At 45.6% G+C, this 19693-nt stretch carries 13 protein-coding genes and 1 pseudogene; 3 read left to right on the top strand and 11 right to left on the bottom strand.

The features are described 5' to 3' along the window. Window positions 1-35 precede the first annotated feature (35 nt). From purH to mrcB, 6 genes are all read right to left on the bottom strand, one after another. Entirely contained in the window at window positions 36-1616 is a 1581-nt protein-coding gene (purH, locus tag H9653_RS00280; RefSeq protein WP_191689651.1) for a bifunctional phosphoribosylaminoimidazolecarboxamide formyltransferase/IMP cyclohydrolase, read from the bottom strand. A gap of 199 nt (window positions 1617-1815) precedes the next feature. Next, window positions 1816-2085 carry a DNA-binding transcriptional regulator Fis gene (gene fis, locus H9653_RS00275; protein ID WP_068404623.1) on the bottom strand — a complete coding sequence of 90 codons (270 nt, stop codon included), beginning with the start codon at window positions 2083-2085 and terminating at the stop codon, window positions 1816-1818. Between the two features lie 321 nt (window positions 2086-2406). Then, window positions 2407-3720, bottom strand: coding sequence for a DUF3426 domain-containing protein (locus H9653_RS00270; RefSeq protein WP_191689649.1), 1314 nt, complete (start codon window positions 3718-3720; stop codon window positions 2407-2409). A gap of 180 nt (window positions 3721-3900) precedes the next feature. Next, window positions 3901-4827, bottom strand: a complete 927-nt coding sequence (gene prmA, locus H9653_RS00265) for a 50S ribosomal protein L11 methyltransferase (RefSeq protein ID WP_191689647.1) — start codon at window positions 4825-4827, stop codon at window positions 3901-3903. Between the two features lie 164 nt (window positions 4828-4991). Further along, complete coding sequence (locus H9653_RS00260) at window positions 4992-5816, bottom strand: tetratricopeptide repeat protein (RefSeq protein WP_191689645.1); 825 nt, start codon at window positions 5814-5816, stop codon at window positions 4992-4994. Between the two features lie 30 nt (window positions 5817-5846). Continuing rightward, window positions 5847-8345, bottom strand: coding sequence for a penicillin-binding protein 1B (mrcB, locus tag H9653_RS00255; protein WP_191689643.1), 2499 nt, complete (start codon window positions 8343-8345; stop codon window positions 5847-5849). A gap of 444 nt (window positions 8346-8789) precedes the next feature. Here mrcB and H9653_RS00250 point away from each other — a divergent pair, with 444 nt between their 5' ends. Beyond that, window positions 8790-11615: a heavy metal translocating P-type ATPase gene (locus H9653_RS00250; protein WP_191689641.1), complete on the top strand. Its 2826-nt coding sequence runs from the start codon at window positions 8790-8792 to the stop codon at window positions 11613-11615. A 118-nt stretch (window positions 11616-11733) separates the two neighbouring features. Here H9653_RS00250 and H9653_RS00245 read toward each other — a convergent pair whose 3' ends face one another. Further along, window positions 11734-12456, bottom strand: coding sequence for a Bax inhibitor-1/YccA family protein (locus H9653_RS00245; protein WP_011280732.1), 723 nt, complete (start codon window positions 12454-12456; stop codon window positions 11734-11736). A gap of 309 nt (window positions 12457-12765) precedes the next feature. On the opposite strand from H9653_RS00245, the gene H9653_RS00240 reads away from it, so the two are divergent. Further along, window positions 12766-13767, top strand: a complete 1002-nt coding sequence (locus H9653_RS00240) for an NAD(+) kinase (RefSeq protein ID WP_068404461.1) — start codon at window positions 12766-12768, stop codon at window positions 13765-13767. Window positions 13768-13829: 62 nt separating this feature from the next. Further along, entirely contained in the window at window positions 13830-14141 is a 312-nt protein-coding gene (locus H9653_RS00235; RefSeq protein WP_068404460.1) for a YeaC family protein, read from the top strand. 158 nt (window positions 14142-14299) lie between these two features. Here H9653_RS00235 and H9653_RS00230 read toward each other — a convergent pair whose 3' ends face one another. The 4 genes and pseudogenes from H9653_RS00230 to alaS all read right to left on the bottom strand — a co-directional run bounded on the left by H9653_RS00230 (window position 14300) and on the right by alaS (window position 19647). Continuing rightward, on the bottom strand, window positions 14300-14674 hold the full coding sequence (locus tag H9653_RS00230) for a HopJ type III effector protein (RefSeq protein WP_068404458.1): 375 nt from the start codon (window positions 14672-14674) through the stop codon (window positions 14300-14302). A 174-nt stretch (window positions 14675-14848) separates the two neighbouring features. Further along, window positions 14849-15016: pseudogene (gene csrA, locus H9653_RS00225) on the bottom strand (carbon storage regulator CsrA); the annotation flags it as partial. Between the two features lie 373 nt (window positions 15017-15389). After that, window positions 15390-16676: an aspartate kinase gene (locus H9653_RS00220; protein WP_068404454.1), complete on the bottom strand. Its 1287-nt coding sequence runs from the start codon at window positions 16674-16676 to the stop codon at window positions 15390-15392. A 298-nt stretch (window positions 16677-16974) separates the two neighbouring features. After that, a complete protein-coding gene (gene alaS / locus H9653_RS00215; RefSeq protein ID WP_191689639.1) occupies window positions 16975-19647 on the bottom strand; it encodes an alanine--tRNA ligase in 2673 nt (890 codons plus the stop codon). Window positions 19648-19693: the final 46 nt, after the last annotated feature.

Below are 19693 nucleotides of genomic sequence, written 5' to 3'. Positions count from 1 at the left end.
CGCTGTTTTCTTAATAGCATTATCTTAACCGCTGATTAATGGCGGAAGTGGCGCATACCAGTGAAGACCATGGCAATACCATGCTCATTGGCGGCAGCAATCGTTTCGTCATCACGCATAGAGCCGCCTGGTTGGATGATAGCAGCAATACCGACTTCAGCAGCGTTATCAATACCATCACGGAATGGGAAGAAAGCATCTGATGCCATTACCGCGCCTTCGGTAGCAAGACCGGCATGCTCAGCTTTGATAGCGGCGATACGTGCTGAATTGACGCGGCTCATTTGACCGGCGCCGACACCGATAGTGCGTTGACCTTTGGCATAAACAATGGCGTTAGATTTGACGTATTTAGCGACATTCCAGCTAAATAACAAATCAGCAATCTGTGCTTCGGTTGGCTGGACGTCGGTAACGATTTTTAAATCGTTGGCGGTAATAAGGCCCAAATCTTGCTCTTGCACCAACAAACCACCATTGACGCGTTTATAATCAAGCTGGCTGTCGCGCTGCTCAGGCGTTGGCAGCTCGCCACAGACTAAGACGCGGACGTTTTTCTTAGCAGCGGTCGCTTCCAAAACGCCATCTTCGATACTTGGGGCAATGATGACTTCGACAAATTGATTGTCAATAATGGCTTTGGCTGCAGCAAGCGTAAGCTCGCGGTTAAAGGCGATAATACCACCAAAAGATGACTCAGGGTCAGTACTAAAAGCGGTGCGGTAAGCCGTGACTTGATCGCTATCTACGGCAACTCCGCAAGGATTGGCGTGTTTTACAATCACGCAAGCGGGCGCACTAAAGGCTTTAACACATTCAAGGGCGGCATCGGTATCAGCGATATTGTTATAAGAGAGCTCTTTACCTTGTAGCTGCTGCGCGGTTGCAATAGAGGCTTGCTGGCTTTTCAGGGCATGGTTTTCGACATAAAAAGCCGCTTTTTGATGCGGGTTTTCGCCGTAGCGTAGGTCTTGCACTTTTTCTAATTGGACGTTAAAGGTACGAGAGAAATTCTCTGCCTCTTGGTTTTCATTCACGCGGCTGCCCAAGAAATTGGCAATCATTCCGTCGTATTGTGCGGTATGCTCAAAGGCTTTGACCGCTAAATCGTAACGTAGGGCAGGGGTTAGTGTCGTTCCATCGCCTAATGCTTCAAGCACGCGCGTATAATCAGCAGGGTCAGTCACAATACCAACGTGAGCGTGGTTTTTTGCCGCTGAACGAACCATAGTAGGGCCGCCAATATCGATGTTTTCGATCGCATCGTTCATGGTGACGTCACTACGTGCAATCGTCTCTGCAAACGGATAAAGATTGACGACGACCAAATCAATGCGCTCAATAGCGTGCTCATTCATGACGCTGTCATCAGTACCGCGGCGTCCTAAAATACCGCCATGGATTTTTGGATGTAGCGTTTTAACGCGGCCGTCCATCATTTCAGGGAAGCCCGTATAGTCTGAAACTTCAGTGACGGCGACATTATTTTCTGTTAGCAAGCGGTAAGTACCGCCAGTCGATAATAAACCAAAACCAGCTTTAAGCAAGCCTTGGGCGAATTCTACGATATTTGACTTATCGGAAACCGATAGTAGGGCAAGGGGAGTTGTACTCATAAGAAAATTTCCATAAAAAAAGCCTGACGTAAACGTCTGGCAAGGTAATAATGGCAAGCAGTGCAGAGCATATCGGGTTTGATAAGATCATAAACTATAAACGTGCCATACAATTGAATGTCGGTTAGCAGTGCTAAGGAGCGTGGTGAATGCGATAGTTGGTCGTCGTAAATAACAGCGACTGGTATAAAGCCATAGATTACATTAAGCCATAAGTTTTGAGCTTTTTGCGTAGCGTACCGCGATTGAGACCTAAGATTTGCGCACACTTGGTCTGATTGCCGCGGCACTTTTCGAGCACGACTGACAATAGTGGCTGCTCTATCTCTTTTAAAATAAGCTCATATAAGTCGGTTGGCATCTCATCATCGAGCATCGCAAAATACTGCCGCACCACGCGCTCTACATGCACACGTAACGGTTGGTGCGCATGAAGGCTATTGTCTAAGGAAGCTTCTACCTTATGGATAGAGCGATGATAGCCGTCTTTATAATCAGCAGAGCTCTCAATATCCTGGTCAAAATGAGTGGCATTATACGGTGCATGTGGTGGCATAAGATAATGTCCTTAAGCGTAAGCGTAAACCATAAGGCGTTTAAGCGCTATTATAACAAAGTCAAAGCCTAGAGTAACAATAGATTGGGTATTACCCTATTATTACTCTAGGCTTGACGCTATTTATTGTCATTTATGACGACAGATTTAAAACATTTAGGACAAATTTGATAAAAGAGCAAAACTTTTGAATAAATCTTATTGCTTATAAATGGCATTTTACCAAGCTGAATGTTAATAAATAGGCTCGGCGTTTACTTTGTCGATTTGAGCATTGGCAACGGGGATGGTAAATAACAGCTGCTTGCGACTTGTGGCGCCCAATTGGCTCTGCGTGCTGAGTAGATAATCTTGCGGTGCTGCAATAAATTCGCCGATAAGTGCATCAGTACCATAAACACTAACTTTCACATGCGGCAGGAGTTGTGCTTGGGTGCTTTGGTTGTTTAAAGTGATGCTGATATCACTAAAGGTGTTGGCAGTCTTGATGCGGCTAGGTCGATGAGTGATATCGCTTGTACTCAAAGCCGCTAGATTGGCGCTAGGTAAGCTACAAACGGCGATAGCACATACTTTTTGTAAACGCTCAGCATGGGTAGGATTTTTAACCAAGTTATCTAAATTAAAAATGACATACTGCGCAAAAAGTAGCAGCGCTAATACCAAACATCCAAGTGTCCAGAGTAATGAAGCAAGCGAGCGCTTAGCAGGTGTTGGTGAAAACTTGGCTTGTGCTTGCTGCCTTTTAAGGCGTGCGGCCTGCGTGTTGTCTTCGTCTTTGATAGAAACGCCCATGCTTGCGAGCAGCGCTGATAAATCTGTGTCTTTTCTTGGACTATGGCCGTCTTCGTTTTCATTTTGTTCTTTGAGCAGTTTTTCAAGCCAAGACTCATCGCTATTATCATCGATACTGGCATGGATGTCATTAGCTGCCGCTGAGCTAAGGGCTACTTGGGCAGTTGATGCTGGCTCTTTTATAAGAGCGTTTGCTAAAGAGGGTTTTTCTATGGGACTAACAGAGGCGTGAGCGCTTTTATCTAACTTTGTTGCTGTGCTTTTTGGCAGCTTATCACTATTGTTTGTGGTTGAGGTAGGGGTGCTATCCGCTACTTGCGTTAGCCAAGCGTCCATACTGTCGAGCGAACCGTATTCCAAATCCTCCTCTTCAAAATCTGCAATATCCATATCATCGTGAATCAACTGATCATCTATCAAATCTTCTTCAGCCATAGCATCATGGATAAGAGTATCTGCATCTTCTGGTTCAGAGGTGACGTTTGGTTTGGTTGTGGCTTTTGCTTCTGGCGTAACGGTAGACGTTTGCTTAATAGAAGTCTTGGCTGTAGTGGATGCATCAGATTGAGGTTCATGCCCCATAGTGTCAGCAGTCGGCTCTGTATCAGCCGTGACAATAAGGTTGTTATTGACCAAAAAACTGTGTTGACAATGTTCACAGCAAACATTGGCTGTTTTTTGGTTTAACTGTGTTTTTTTAATATTAAAAATAGCATGACAATGAGGGCACTGGGTTTTGATTGGCGTAGTCATAAGGTCGAATCCAAAAAGGTATCAGTATTAATACCGCATAATCACTTACCAATCGCTACCAGTTTTTTATGTCGTTTTTTATATAGTAATCATCATAATTTTCAGGCAACGATAGAGCAGCGTTAAATACACAACATTATTTAACTGCTCCTCTATCGTAACAGATGTAATTAAATGTTGCTACCCTGTAAATGTACCAGATAAACGCTGCCAATGTTGATCTTCTTGCGCGGTAAAAGCATGCTTAGGATCGAGCGCAAAGTAAGGCTGATATGCTTCGCTGACTTGCTCAGTTTGCGATTCAATCAAACCTGCTAACACGATACGGCTTTTGGGTGCCATCAAGGTTGCAAAATAAGGTGCTAAACCAATAAGTGGCTTGGCTAAAATATTGGCAACCATGATTTCTACAGGTTTCATATCGTTTTGTTGCCAGTAATTATTGAAGTCTTCTGGCAAAAATGCTTGCAGGCGGTCATCAACGTGATTGCGCGCCGCATTTTGATTGGTCGCAAGCACCGCTTGTGGGTCAATGTCCACCGCATAAACTTGACGCGCGCCCAATAACAGCGCCGCAATCCCTAAAATACCGGAGCCGCAGCCGTAATCGATCACAACTTTATCGGTCAGGTCTTGCTCGGTCAGCCAATCAAGACAGAGGCGAGTAGTGGCATGGTAGCCAGTACCAAAAGCCAAACCGGGGTCCATGATAATATTGGTAGCGTCAGGGTTCGGCGGTGTTAGCCAATTAGGCACAATCCATAAGTTATTGGCGCACTCGATTGGCTTATAATTGGACATCCATTCGCGCTCCCAATCTTTGTCATCGACAGCGCTGATCCACGTTCGGCTGGCTTGTACTTGTGCGCCGATTTCATGGCTTAATTTCTCAAGTAATTGACGATTGCCAGCATCTGTATTGGCGTCAAACAATCCTGTGAGTATGACTTCATCCCATAAAGGCGACTCGCCAGGGAGGGGTTCAAATAAAGGCTGATCGCCTGCGTCATCTAAAGCGATTGATAGCGCGCCAGCTTCTAATAACAGCGCCTCAGCGAGATCGACATTGTCTTTTTCACATTGTAAATGCAGTTGTTGCCATGCCATAAAGGTAACCTTAGTTTAAAATAAAAGTGAAGAATTAAAGGAGTAAAAGAAAACAGTCATTAAACCCAATAAAAAACTGGATAAAAAAATTAACGACTAAATCTATAAGCCTATTTTAGCGCTTATAGATTCAGTCGTCATGGTAAATACGAGAGTGTGTGCTATTAGCGCAGCGCCTGTCTGGCCTCATTTATCACGCGAGCGTTACCCTGTGCTTGTCCTGATTGCAAGATGATTTGCCAAAGGTTGCGGCGGCGAGTGCTGTCTTGAGCGACGGTCAATCCTCGGCGTGCCATCGCTTCAGCCTTACGCGGTTGGTTCTTTTTAAGGGCGACTTGCGCCAAATAAAAATAGACGGCTGATGATTTGGGCGCGAGGCGCTGTGCACGCGTAAAGCTGCTCTCAGCGCCATTGAGATTGCCTGATTTTAATTGCTCTGTACCTGTTTGCATGAGGTTCCTAAAGGCTGGCAAGTTGCTGTTATTAGCAGTGCTTTGCTGACTGCGCTGCTGTGAGTTTTGCCGCGCCCGCTCCAATAGCTCATTATGCGAAGGGATCGATGGTTCGGATAGGATGTAATCTTCACGAGAAGGTGTAAGGATGATGGTATCTTGGCTATCGGGCTGTGTGATAATTGGACTTTGTGTTGCTGGCGTATAGACCTGTTCTGCTTCGGATGACTGTATTGTCGAAGCCGGTTGTGTAGGCACTGTATTAGGCACGGTAGAGTACTTATTATCATCGCCTTTAACAATGGGTGCTTGGGTTGCCGTTACTGGCTGTTTTGCTGTAGGCTGCTGTTTTTGAGGCGCAGACGTTTGCGCAGGAGCGGGTTTGATAACTGTCGGTGCCGTTTGGCAAGCACTTAAACTTAATGCGCTAATAAGGGCGCTAGTAGCAAGAATCGTATTAATCAGCTTAGTTTGCCCTTTAGAAGGAGCAGTACTAGCCTGCTTAGCGGTGATGGTTTGCTGTATCAATAAAGCCATGTTAAAACCCTTTTTTAAGTCTTGAAAACCCTAGAACCACTCAACGGCGCGGTCATACCAAGTGTCCGCACGATTGCTCGACCCGCCCTCTTGCTCAGCATTATCAGCATCGCCATCGTTGTTATCCGTATCAACGGCTTCGCCATTAGGAATATCTAAGCCTTCACGGCGGCGCTGCTGATTGATAGAGCCTTGCTCATTTTGCCATTGTATCTGCTCGCGGGCACGCTCTTGCTGATATAAGCTAATAGCACAACTGCTGGCTTCTTCGGGTAGATACGCTGACATCACGGGCAGATAGCGCGCATCAGCACAGCGTTCATTAGACAACTTGCCAGAGTTGTTCTCAAGCCATAACCACTCAATTCCTTCGGGCTCTGGCAGCGCAACAGGGGTCAGTTTGAGACGATTCATATAATCGACCCAAACTGGCAAAGCGCCACTACCACCGCTTAGACCGATGGGTTTATTGTCATCACGGCCGACCCAAACCACGCTGACATAATTGCCACTGTAGCCCGCAAACCAAGCATCACGGTAGTCGTTGGTCGTACCCGTTTTACCCGCAAGGTTTAAGTTGCTGCCAAGCGATTGTATGCGTTTGGCCGTGCCATTTTTAACCACGTCTTGCAAGGCATAGTTAATCAAAAAGTTGGTCTCAGGCGGAATACTACGCTGGGTATTTAAACCGGTACGCTGCAAAATATGTCCGCGATCATCAATAACACTACGAATACTATGAATAGGCGTGCGGAAACCACCGGTAGCAAATACTTGGTAAACGCCCAGCATATCCATTGGGCTAAGATTGACCGAGCCTAATAAAGCCGAAGGATAAGGCGGTATTTTCTCTTTTACGCCCATGCGCTGTAGCTGTTTGGCAAAGGTGTTAACGCCAAACTCCATACCCAAACGTACCGCGCTGTGATTATACGATTGCGATAAAGCGGTGGTAAATGGCACGTAACCATGGTCACGATTGTCATAGTTCTTTGGATTCCACTCAGTACCGTCACTCAGATTGACCGTAATCGGCGAATCATCGACCGAGCTTGCCAAATTATAGCGCCCGCTTTCAAGCGCCGTCATATAGATAATCGGCTTTAATAACGAGCCAACTTGACGCTTGGCATCGACAGCACGGTTAAAACCGGTAAATTCACTGCCACTACCGACCACTGCCACCAGCTCGCCGGTTTCAGGATTGGCACTGACCAATGCGCCTTGTAAGTCTTTGGTCTTGCTACCGCGACGACGTAGCTCACCAAGTTTTCTTTCAACCGCTTTGTCCGCTGCCAATTGGGCAATAGGATCTAAGGTACTGATGATAATCAGACCTTCGTTTTTTAGATCATCAGAATAATAGACTTTGTTCAATTCACGCTTGACGATATCTAAAAAATCAGGGAACTGGCTTTTGCCTTCGACGGGTTTGTCCGCCACATCGAGTGGTTTTTCTATCGCTTTTTCGTACTCTTCTTGGCTAATTTTACCGACCGCCAGCATATTATTCAGTACGGTATTACGGCGCGCTGTCGAATCGTTTGGATGACGGCGCGGATTATAAACGCTCGGGCCTTTTGCCATACCAACGAGCAGTGCCTGTTGGTCTAAACGCAGCTCTTTGAGCGGTTTGTCAAAATAAAATTGTGAGGCAAGACCAAAGCCATTGATAGAGCGATTGCCGTTTTGACCCAAGTAAATCTCGTTTAGATAGGTTTGCAGAATCTCATCTTTACTATAATGCAGCTCAAGTAACACCGCCATCAATGCCTCATTGGCTTTACGTTTCATCGTCCGATCGGAGTTCAGATAAAAGTTTTTAATCAGCTGCTGAGTGATGGTCGAGCCGCCCTGTCTAGGGCCACCGGTAAAGTTGTTTAATACCGCACGCGCGATACCGCGTATCGAGACGCCTTTGTGCTCATAAAACCCGCGGTCCTCGGTGGCGATAAGCGCGTCAATTAGCGGCTGCGGTACTTGATCGAGCGTCACCACCATGCGATCTTCGTTACTGTCTGGATAAATACCGCCGATGTTTACTGGCTCCAGACGAATAATGCCAGTTTTGGCAGGCTGGGTGCTTTGTACCGACTCAATCTTATTGCCAGCAATGGTCATTTTGATGACTTGCTCTTTATCGACGTCGTTGGCGCTATACGTAAAGCCGCGCGTATGGATAAAGTAGGTATTGCCAGATTTATGGTAGGTACCGGTGCGATCATAAGCCTTGTTGCTTTGATAATTGAGCAGTTCAAGCCACTTTTTCATGGTGTCTGTATTGACATTGGCACCTTGATATAGCTCTAAAGGCTGTGAGTAGACCTTAGCAGGAATATCCCAGCGTTTACCCTCAAATTTGGTGGTAATAGTGCGATCAAGTTTGACCAAATATAGCGCCAATAGCACCATAGCCGCGATAATGACGATTAATAAAATACCACTAAACACCACGCCGCGCTGCTGTGAGGGTAGCGTATTGATAGCAGGCTTAGACGACTGTGGTCGCTTAGAATTAGACTTTTGCACTGATGACACACCATTTTGGGATAAAAAACTGCCTCATAATGACGCAAATTGACAAATTTTTCAATCTATCATCATCAACGCCCGCATTCATTAAGCAGGCGTTAGACTTTCGTAGTAGGTGTTTTAGAGGTATTAATGTTTTGGCATAAAGGGCTAGGCTGCTTACGCCGCGCGCTTGTAGTATAATGTTTATATTAATAATTAGGTTGATACTAACAGTTTTATCGACCCCTTTTATTAATCGTTTTTACCGATTTTTTTGGTCTCATTTATGCCAATATCATTGTGCCAATAACGTTGTGCCAATATCTATGTAAAGTATCTGTGTTAAAGGCAGATAATTCAATCGCTTTTTTACATAGGGGTTGACTCTCGTTAATCAGAGCAAGTTTATTAAAAGCTGGTCGGCTGCAAGTAAACTTGTCGAAAGGAAATAGCGCGATTATGTCCAGTATTCCCTCATCTATGCCAGCAAATAACAACCGCCACTATCAAGACCACTCGATTACTGAGGGTCTGGTGTTGCCGCTTGCCGGTCATTGTTTTCATTGCGGTGATCCGGTGCCTGAGCCGCCTTTTCATACCGATATTTTAGGTCAGTCGCGCGAGATGTGCTGTATGGGCTGTCAGTTGGCGTCGCAAAGTATTGTCGAGGCAGGGCTTGAGCAATATTATCTTGACCGCTCAGAGATTAACCGTACGGCAAGCTTACCCATGCAGCTGACGCGCCTCGAAGCTTATGATCACGATGAAATAAAATCACAATTTGTCTATGCGCAAGATGGCATGTCGGTAGCAGAACTATCGGTCAATAATCTGCGCTGTGCTGCCTGTACGTGGCTGATTGAGTCGCGGCTAGATGAGTTAGATGGCATCAGCCAATGTCAGGTGAATTTAACCAATCAACGTATGCGGGTGATTTGGGACGAAGATAAGCTGCCGATTAGTCGTATTTTGGGCGTTATCAATGAGATTGGCTACGAAGCCAAGCCTTATCGTCAAGATACCCATGAAGCCATGCTGGCACGTCATAACAGTCAGATGCTATTGCGGCTTGGTATCGCAGCGCTCGGCTCGATGCAGGCAATGATGTATGCGGTGGCGATTTATTTTGGCGAATATAGCGACATGCTTATTTTTCAGCGTGATTTTCTACGTTGGGTTTCTTTATTTGTGAGTACGCCGGTGTTCTTTTATGCCGGTGTGCCGTTTTTTACCTCAGCATGGTCAGCGATTCGTGCCCGCCAAGTCAATATGGATGTACCGGTTAGTATCGCCTTAGTAGTGACCTTCTTTGCCAGCCTTTATGCCACTATCACAGGGCAAGGGGAAACGTACTTTGATTCGGTCAGTATGTTTATTTTCTTCTTATTGGCTGGGCGTTATATTGAGCATAATGCACGCTTAAAAGCCGCCACTATGGCCAATGACTTGGTGGTGGTCGAGCCCGTCTTGGTACAAAAAATTGCCGAAGATAAAGACGCGGCGGCGCGTATCTTGCAGCTCATAGAGCAAAATACGCTTAATAATACTGTCTTTGATAATGACGCTCTTTCTGATAATAATGCTGAACAGGTGCTTAACTCAAATAATAATTTAGCGACAAATGGCACAACCACTACCGCAAAAACGATGCCCAACTTTAAGCAAAGCATGGATGCCAATATTCAGCAATTGACGTCACGTATCGCTCAAGACTGGCAGCAGGAAAATCATAAACCATCAAATATAGCGCAGACAGAAGCCGTGCCAGAAAAAAGGCAGATGGTGACCGCTCATAGCTTGCAAGTGGGCGATATTATTATGGTGGAAGCCGGTTCTGAGATTATCAGCGATGGTATCTTGCTTAGCTCTACCGCGACCGTCTCGCAAAGCCTGCTAACTGGTGAGGGCGATTTAATCATCAAAACCCAAGGTGATTATATCGTTGGCGGCGCCCAAAATGACAGTCAGCCGTTTGAGATGCTAGTGACGGCATTGCCAGAAGACAGCCAGATAGGGTTGATTGATAGGCTGATGAATCGGGCGATGAGTGAGAAACCAAAACTCGCTCAGCAAGCGGATAAGCTGGCGCGTTGGTTTGTAGCGCGGATTTTAGTATTATCAGCTTTGGTGTTCATTGGTTGGTATATCGTTGACCCAAGCCAAGCAATTTGGGCAACGGTGGCAGTATTGGTGGCGACCTGTCCGTGTGCGCTGTCTTTAGCGACACCGATTGCGCTGACCGTAGCGACCAATCGACTGGCAAGTTATGGCTTTTTAACCACACGTGGCCATACGCTGCAAACCCTTGCTGAGATTACCCATGTGGCGTTTGATAAAACAGGCACGCTCACTTATGGTAAGCCCAATTTATTAAATATCGAGCGATTGGCAACTAATGATACGACAGCTGCTAGCAATGAAGAAAAAGACAAGTTATTAGCGATTGCCGCCGCGCTTGAAGTGGGCAGCCGCCATCCGATTGCTCACGCTTTGCTCACCGCCGCTTACCAATTGCATCTGCCAGCGACGCAGTCGTTGCAATACTATCCTGCAGGCGGGGTAGAGGCAATGATTGATGGCGTCCTATATCGCATCGGTCATGTCGATTTTGCCTTAGATAGAACGGGTCATGCTGCTAATGCGGATAACGATTTAACCATTGATTTAGCCACTCATCGTGCCAGCTCGGCGGTGGTATTGTCTTGTCAAAATAGTCAGTCAAATGCATGGCAAGCGCTGGCAGGTTTTTACTTTAACGATAAGGTACGTGATAGTGCGCCGTCTATGCTCGCCGCTCTCAAAAAATCAGGTATTGAGCCGGTCATGCTAACCGGTGACCCAAGTCCGCAAGCACTGGTAATGGCGGAAGAGTTAGGCATGAAAGCCGCTTATAACGGCCTGTCGCCAACCGATAAAGTCAATCATATTCAAGCGCTGCAAGCAAAAGGCGCCGTCGTACTCATGGTTGGTGACGGTATTAATGATGCGCCTGTTTTAGCAGCGGCAGATGTCTCAACCTCGATTGCGGGCGCAGCAGATTTGGCGCAGGTCTCGAGTGACAGTATCATTCTAAATGGTCAAATCGAAGCTATTACGGCGGCGAAGCGTATCGCTGATAAGACCAAACGTATTATTAAGCAAAACTTACGTTGGGCGCTGATTTATAATAGTAGCGTCTTGATACCCGCAGCTTTAGGTTATGTGCCGCCTTGGCTTGCGGCGATTGGTATGTCGTTAAGCTCATTATTTGTGGTATTAAATGCGCTGCGTCTAAAGCGTGCCTAATGTAAAGCAGCTTAAACTTATTTATATAAACCTTAAAAATTACCCACAAAAAACCGTCTTTATAAAGACGGTTTTTTTTATTTTAATTATTTTAAATAACGGCTAAACAGGGTTTAGATTAGTCTTGCAGGTAACTTAGCAGACGCATAAATTCGATATACATCCACACTAGCGTCGCAAGAATACCGATACTAAATAACCATTCGTAGTCTTCTGATACGCCCATCGCCACACCGCGATCGATATTATCAAAGTCCAATAGCAGCGTAAAAGAGGCGATAACAATCACAAATAAGCTAAAGCCGATAGCGATAGCGCCACCTTCGAATAAGAAAGGTAAGCTCGAGCCGAACGCTAAAGATAGCACCCACTGCGCCACATAAACCAACATGATAGCAATCAATGCTGAGGTGACGATTGAGCGGAATTTCTCAGTGACTTTAACCAAACCTGAGCGATACAGGCCTAGCATGACCGCTGCGGTGACAAAGGTCGCACACATCGCAGTGACAGGCACGCTTGGGTACATGCGCATAAAAAATAGCGAGATACCACCTAAAAAGATACCTTCCAATAACGCATAAGGTACGGCAAAGGTTTTGGCTTTTTGCGGCTTAAAGGTAATAAAAATAGCAAGACCAAAGGCGGCAAACATACTACCAAAAGCGGCCATGGTGATAAAGCCTTGTGATAGGCCTGCCATTAACGCATAAAAGAAAAATCCAATACCCGTAATCGCCGATAGTCCAAGCAATAAACTGGTTTTTTGAATCACACCCTTTACCGTCATCGGCGCGCCGCCAACGGCAAGCTCTGCGCGACTGACAATAGGATTTGCCATAAAGTTGTCCTTTTTAAAATATAAATAACTAAGATGCCAGCTACTTTAGCAAAACCGCCATTATTGTCAACTGTGTTTACGTGAGCGCATGCAAGGCATCACATGGCTATCGAGCCTTAATTAACTAGGGAATATCGACATATAAAGCGGTAGTGAGTAGCAAAACAAATACGCTTAAAAGTGGCGTATGATAGAGGGTATATGGGGCCAATTACGACAGTTAACAACGAAACTTCATAAACATGCTAGTCTAAGCGCTGATTTCTCGTTATCATTGCACTGTATTTTATCGTTATGCCGAGTCGTTTTATGGAAAACTCAGCGCAGTCCGCCCGATTGCCGCACTTACATGAATCAGAGCTGTTTCATGCCATCAAAAACCCAGCGTTTAGGCGCATTGGTTTGATGGGCCGCGCCGGAAAACGCAGCGTGACCCAAAGTTTGGTACAGATTGCCAATACCATCAATGAGATGAATCTGACATTAATTATGGATGTGCAGACGGCCAATTTGCCTACTTTGAACCTCACTGAAATTGAAAAAGTTAAAATCGTCAAACGTAGCTTGATTGGTGAGATTTGCGATTTAGTCATCGTAGTAGGCGGCGATGGTTCGATATTGCATGCCGCCGAAGCATTGGCGCGCTATCGGGTGCCAGTTCTAGGAGTCAACCGTGGTCGTTTGGGGTTTTTGGCCGATGTGAAACCCAATGAAGCGGCCTTTAAACTACGCCAAGTATTGATGGGCGATTATCAATTAGACCACAGGTTTTTGCTGACCATGGAGATTCGTGAAGGGCGAAAAATCATTCATGAAGATATGGCGCTCAACGATGTAGTGCTGCATGCGGGTAAATCGGTGCACATGATTGATTTTCAGATGAAAATTGACGGGCACGATGTCTATCGTCAGCATAGTGATGGACTTATTGTGGCGACGCCGACGGGTTCTACTGCTTATGCGCTCTCTGGCGGTGGTCCGATTATTCATCCGAGTATGGATGCCATTTGTTTGGTGCCGATGCATCCGCATACCTTGTCCAGTCGCCCGATTGTAGTGAGTGGCACCAGCGAGATTTGTATTCGTATTCATGAAGATAACCGCACCCAGCCACAAGTTAGCGCCGACGGCAAGCCGAGTATCGCGCTCGACCAAGAGCAGCGTCTGTATATTCGCAAACATCCTGATAAGCTGACCTTGCTTCATCCGCCAGGGTTTGATTTTTATGAAGCCTGCCGCACCAAATTACACTGGAACGTCCATGCCGAAGAATTCAGTATGGATATCGATGATGATATTATAGAAGAATAAATGCAGTGCTAGATTTCTCAAAACAGTACTGGATTATAAAATAGTCGTGGAGAGTAGGTACGATGGATAAACAAACGATATTAGCAAGTGTCACACCAGAAGTGGTAGAAAAGTTTCGCCAAGCCATTGAGCTGGGTAAATGGCCGGATGGTCGTAAGCTGACGCCTGAGCAGCGCGAAACTTGTATGCAAGCGGTGATGGTATGGGAGCATGAGCATCTGCCGCCAGCCGAGCGTACCGGTTATATTCATAAACCTGTGCGAGACGATGGCTCTGTCGTGGGCGCGGAATGTGATGTCGAGCACGAGCATCATTATCCCAACATGCCCAATCCTAAAGGGGCAGTACAACCTGTTAAATTTCATAATAAATAAGCAGCAGCTTTATCGCAGTTAATTGAGACAAGTAAGCGGCTAAGCAGCATTAAGCCAAAAGCACTAAATTGAAAGCAGTAAACAGAAAAAAGCCACGCTAATTGTATAGCGTGGCTTTTTTAATACTTTTAAAATAGATAGTTAGCAAAAATAGAAAACTACAGCGCGCTAGTATCAACACTTGGACGCGGCGTTAATGGATTTTTTTCCATCAAAAATCCTTGCCAGCCCCAATGTAAAAAATTGCGGATATTGGCATGGTCGGTACCCTTTGGCGTTGCTTGTACCTTGGCGTAATGCTCACCGAACAACTTTAGCGTGTCCAATTGATTTAGACCATGGTGCTTAGCAAAACCAAAAATCTTGGCGCTGCCTTCGTTTTCGCCCGCTGCATTGTGCAGCATACCATTAACAAAAGGCGCTGGCGCATAACGATAAAAATCATCAATAAAGCTGATGACATCATTGAATCCAATGGCTTTTTTATTCAAACCATTAAGTAGAGCCGATACATCTGATTGACGGATACTCATAAATACATGACCTCAGAGCAGATTAGAAAGCAAAAATAGGGTGCTTAATTTATGCCCAATAATTATTGATAGTTAGTTAACGAACAAGCGATCAACTTAGCGGTTAAAATAGTCTTCATCATCGAATGAAGGTGCAAAGCTGCCTTGCTCAAGATGTTGCATTTGCGATTGTACCGTGCGTTCATGCTGAATACGCTGATAAATCTCTTCACGGTGTACCGCTATATCTTTTGGCGCATTGACGCCGATTCGTACTTGATTGCCTTTAACGCCTAGGACAGTCACACTGACTTCATCGCCAATCATTAGCGTTTCGCCCACGCGGCGTGTCAAAATTAACATGCGTCACACTCCTTATGTCGCATCAACAGATTATTACTCATCAGATTGCGTCTCAATTACAGGACATTACTCTAGTACTAAATAGGCAGAGCAGTCATTATAAAAACTCTGCGTCACCTAGTACTCATAGCGGTAATGATAGATAAATTCATTTAGCCCAAATGAAAGCCCCATTATAGGGGGCATAACAGATACTGTCACGGATTTTCACAAAACTATTAGGTATATACTTACCTGAGCAATAGTAATAAAAGAAAATAGAGCCTAAAAAGACTCTATTTAATCGAAATTTTACTAAAAAATAATCGCTACTTAACCCATCATTATTAAACCAGAAGTATCTTACAGTGATTTAATATATAGCTTTTAAATATTATAACCCAGCGATTGTGCTGTCGCCGTCTTCGCGGTCAAGACCAAAGGCGGTATGCAATGATTTCACGGCTTTTTCTAAATGCTGCTCTTGAATAAGCACAGAGACTTTGATTTCACTGGTCGATATCATTTGGATATTGATGTTGTTTTCAGCCAAAGTCTGGAACATAAGGCTGGCAACACCTGCATGCGAGCGCATACCAACACCAACCAATGACACTTTTACTACTTCGTTGTTGGCCAATATTTCTTTGGCACCAATCTCATCTTTGACTTCGTTTTCTAGCACTTTCATGGTTTTATCCATGTCTGTACGGTTGACAGTAAAGGTAAAGTCAGTAGTGCCATTGGTTGATAGGTTTTGAACGATCATATCGATTTCGATATTGGCGCGACCGATAGGGCTTAGGATGGCAGAGGCGATACCAGGATGATCGGGTACACCGCGCACGACGATCTTTGCTTCGTCGCGATTAAAAGCGATACCTGAGATGATTGCTTGTTCCATGTTGTCTCCTTCGTCTATCGTAATTAGGGTGCCGACATTGTCTTGAAAATCTTGGTCGAAGCTACCATCGTTGTTTTCATCAAAGCTAGATAATACGCGCAGAGGTACGCCGTATTTGCCAGCAAACTCTACTGAGCGAATCTGTAAAATCTTAGAGCCAAGGCTTGCCATTTCAAGCATTTCTTCAAAGGTAATCTTTTCAAGTTTTTTGGCTTTTGAGGTCACGCGTGGGTCAGTGGTATAAACGCCATCGACATCGGTATAGATTTGGCATTCATCAGCGCCCAAGGCTGCGGCAATGGCAACACCTGTGGTATCCGAGCCGCCGCGACCTAAGGTTGTGGCGTTACCTTCTTCATCGATACCTTGGAAACCTGCCACGATGACAATGTTGCCCGCATCTAGTTGCTCACGGATGTTTTTATCATCGATGCTTTCGATACGCGCTTTGGTGTGGGCACTATCGGTTTTAATGGCGACTTGGCGACCGGTGAATGAACGGGCGCCAATACCGAGCTCTTTAATCGCCATCGCCAGTAAAGAGATAGAAACCTGTTCGCCCGTTGAGACCATTTGGTCGTATTCGCGTGGATCAGGTTGGCTGCTGATTTGGCGTGCTAAATCAATCAAACGGTTGGTTTCACCGCTCATGGCAGACACAACTACGATCACTTGATGACCGTTGTCATGCCAACGTTTGACTCGTTTGGCGACATTTTTGATGCGGTCGATACTGCCCATCGAGGTGCCGCCGTATTTTTGTACTATTAACGCCATAAAAATCTACCTATTATTCACCAATGGCCATCTGTTACTTGTCGACATCAATCCATCATGGCGCGGTCTGCCATGACAGTGCAAGATTCATTTTAATAACGATAAAGCCGAATTATAAAAATTGCGCCCTTTATTTGCTCTGCTGTTTTACTGTTTATACTCATACACTTGATATGCTGACAGTCGTTAAGCGTGCTACTTTATACCATATTAGCCGTATAACTTTAAGTGCTAGCAAGAATTAGATATATGGCGATTGGTTATAACCGTTATAACCAATCCCCTATATTCCTACTATTTACGCCAGCTTTTCTGCAACCCAAGCGCTCAGTGCACTGATAACGGCATTGGTATTGGCAGATTTTGGCGCACCACCTTGGGCATAATCAGGCTTACCGCCGCCTTTACCACCAAGCTCGCTTGCCAAATGACGAATAATGTCGCCCGCTTTGACGCGATCGGTTAGCGATTTATCAACGCTTGCCGCCAGTGCCAGTTGCTCGTCTTTATCACCAATTAACACAATCACGCTGTACGGCAGTTTTGATTTTACATCGTCTATTAGGGTACGGATCGATTTGCCATCAACACCGCTTAAGGTGCTAATAAGTACCGATGTACCAGCGATTGTCTGCACGTCATCAAGCAAGTTTGCCGCTTGGGCGCTAGCAATTTTTTGCTCTAAGCGTTCTAGTTGTTTTTCCAAATCACGCTGCTTATCTGCCATGGTGCGCACACGCTGTGCAACTTCTGGACGTTTGACTTTTAGCTGAGCTGCAAGCTCGCTCAGTTGCTGCTCGCTTTGCTGCATGTTTTTAATGGCATTCATCCCAGTGACCGCTTCAATACGGCGAATACCCGCAGCAATACCTGATTCACTGGTGATTTTTAATACCCCAATATCGCCAGTACGCTGTACGTGAAGACCGCCGCACAGCTCAATAGAAAACGGCTTACGCTGACCATCAACGATACTGTCGGTACCCATGGTCAAGACACGGACGTCATTACCATATTTTTCGCCGAATAACGCCATCGCACCTTGTTTCATCGCTTCATCGATAGACATATGCTCGATACGAGCAGGGGTGTTGGCTTGAATTTGCTCATTGACAAGACGTTCGATACGGCTGATTTCAGCAGCGCTAACCGGTTTGTCATAAGAAAAGTCAAAACGCAGTACCTCGCTTGAGACTAATGAGCCTTTTTGTGTGACTGCATCGCCCAGTACTTCTCTTAATGCCGCATGCAATAAATGCGTCGCCGAGTGGTTTTTGGCACTCGCCGCACGAATGCTTGATAATACTTGTGCATCAGCCGTTTGCTGAGCGTTAATTTCGCCCATAGTGACCACACCATAATGGATAATGGCTTGGCCAGATTTTTTGGTGTCTTGCACTTCAAAAACACCTGTCGCTGTGCGAATCTCACCCAGCTCGCCAACCTGACCACCGCCTTCAGCATAAAATGGGGTACGGTCAAGGACAATAACGCCTTCCATGCCTTCAGCCAAGCTCTCGGCTGGATTGCCGTCTTGATAAAGCGCATGAATGGTCACGCCATCTTCTTCAAGCTGTTCGTAGCCGACAAAGGTCGTTGGATTGTCTACTTGAATGACACTACTATAATCAACGTCGAATTTGCCCGCATCACGCGCACGTTCACGCTGTGCTTGCATGTGCTCATCGAATTCTGCTTCATCAATCACAATACCGCGCTCACGGGTGATATCAGCGGTCAAATCAACGGGAAAACCATAAGTATCATAAAGTTTAAATGCTGCTTCACCAGAGAGAGTATCGCCGTCTTGTAAGCCTTCAAGCTCGCTGGCAAGCAAGCGTAACCCTTGTGCTAAGGTTTTGGCAAATTGGGCTTCTTCTTTTTGAATGGCGTTTTCAATCGCGCTTTGTTTGTCTTTTAGCTCGGGATAGGCGTCGCCCATCTCAGTAACCAAAGGCGCGACCATTTTATAAAAGAATTCACTGTCCGCGCCAAGTTTATTGCCATGACGTACGGCACGGCGAATGATACGGCGCAGTACATAACCACGCCCTTCGTTACTTGGGGTTACGCCATCAGCAATCAAAAAGGCCACGGCACGAATATGGTCGGCGATGACTTTTAATGAGGATTGTTGCTCGTTTTTAATACCTAAAATCTTAGCCGCCGCATCCATTAGATGGATAAATAAATCTATTTCATAGTTGCCATGGACGCCCTGCATGATGGCGCTAATACGCTCAAGCCCCATGCCAGTATCGACGCTCGGCGCAGGTAGCGGCAGCATGGTACCGTCTTTTTGACGGTTAAACTGCATAAAGACGCAGTTCCAAATCTCGATATAGCGGTCACCATCTTCTTCTGGCGTACCCGGCAATCCGCCTTCGATATCAGGGCCATGGTCATAAAAAACTTCGGTACAAGGACCGCAAGGACCGGTATCACCCATGGTCCAAAAGTTATCAGAGGCGTACGGTGCGCCTTTATTATCACCAATACGGATGATGCGCTCACTAGGTAGGCCAATGTCTTTATGCCAAATATCAAAGGCTTCATCATCAGTTTCATAAATGGTCACATACAAGCGATCTTTATCAATTGCCAACCATTCATCGGAAGTTAAAAATTCCCAAATATAAGCAATACCTGCTTGCTTAAAATAATCGCCAAACGAGAAGTTGCCGAGCATCTCAAAAAACGTATGATGGCGCGCCGTATAACCGACATTATCCAAATCGTTGTGCTTACCGCCGGCACGGACGCATTTTTGTGAGCTCACCGCACGCGTATAGTCGCGCGGCTCCATACCCAAAAAGGTCTCTTTAAACTGATTCATACCGGCATTGGTAAATAGCAATGTCGGGTCATTGTAGGGAATCAAGCTCGATGAGGCGACGGGGGTGTGCTGCTTGCTTATAAAAAAATCGATAAAAGCTTGACGAATATCGGCTGTTTGATGTGGCTGGCTCACAGCGGCTCCTTACTGACGAATGGTTTTATTAAATAGAATAAGTAAA

This window comes from Psychrobacter communis (assembly GCF_014836505.1).
Lineage (GTDB): Bacteria > Pseudomonadota > Gammaproteobacteria > Pseudomonadales > Moraxellaceae > Psychrobacter > Psychrobacter faecalis.
This window is presented reverse-complemented; position numbering and strand designations above follow the sequence as displayed.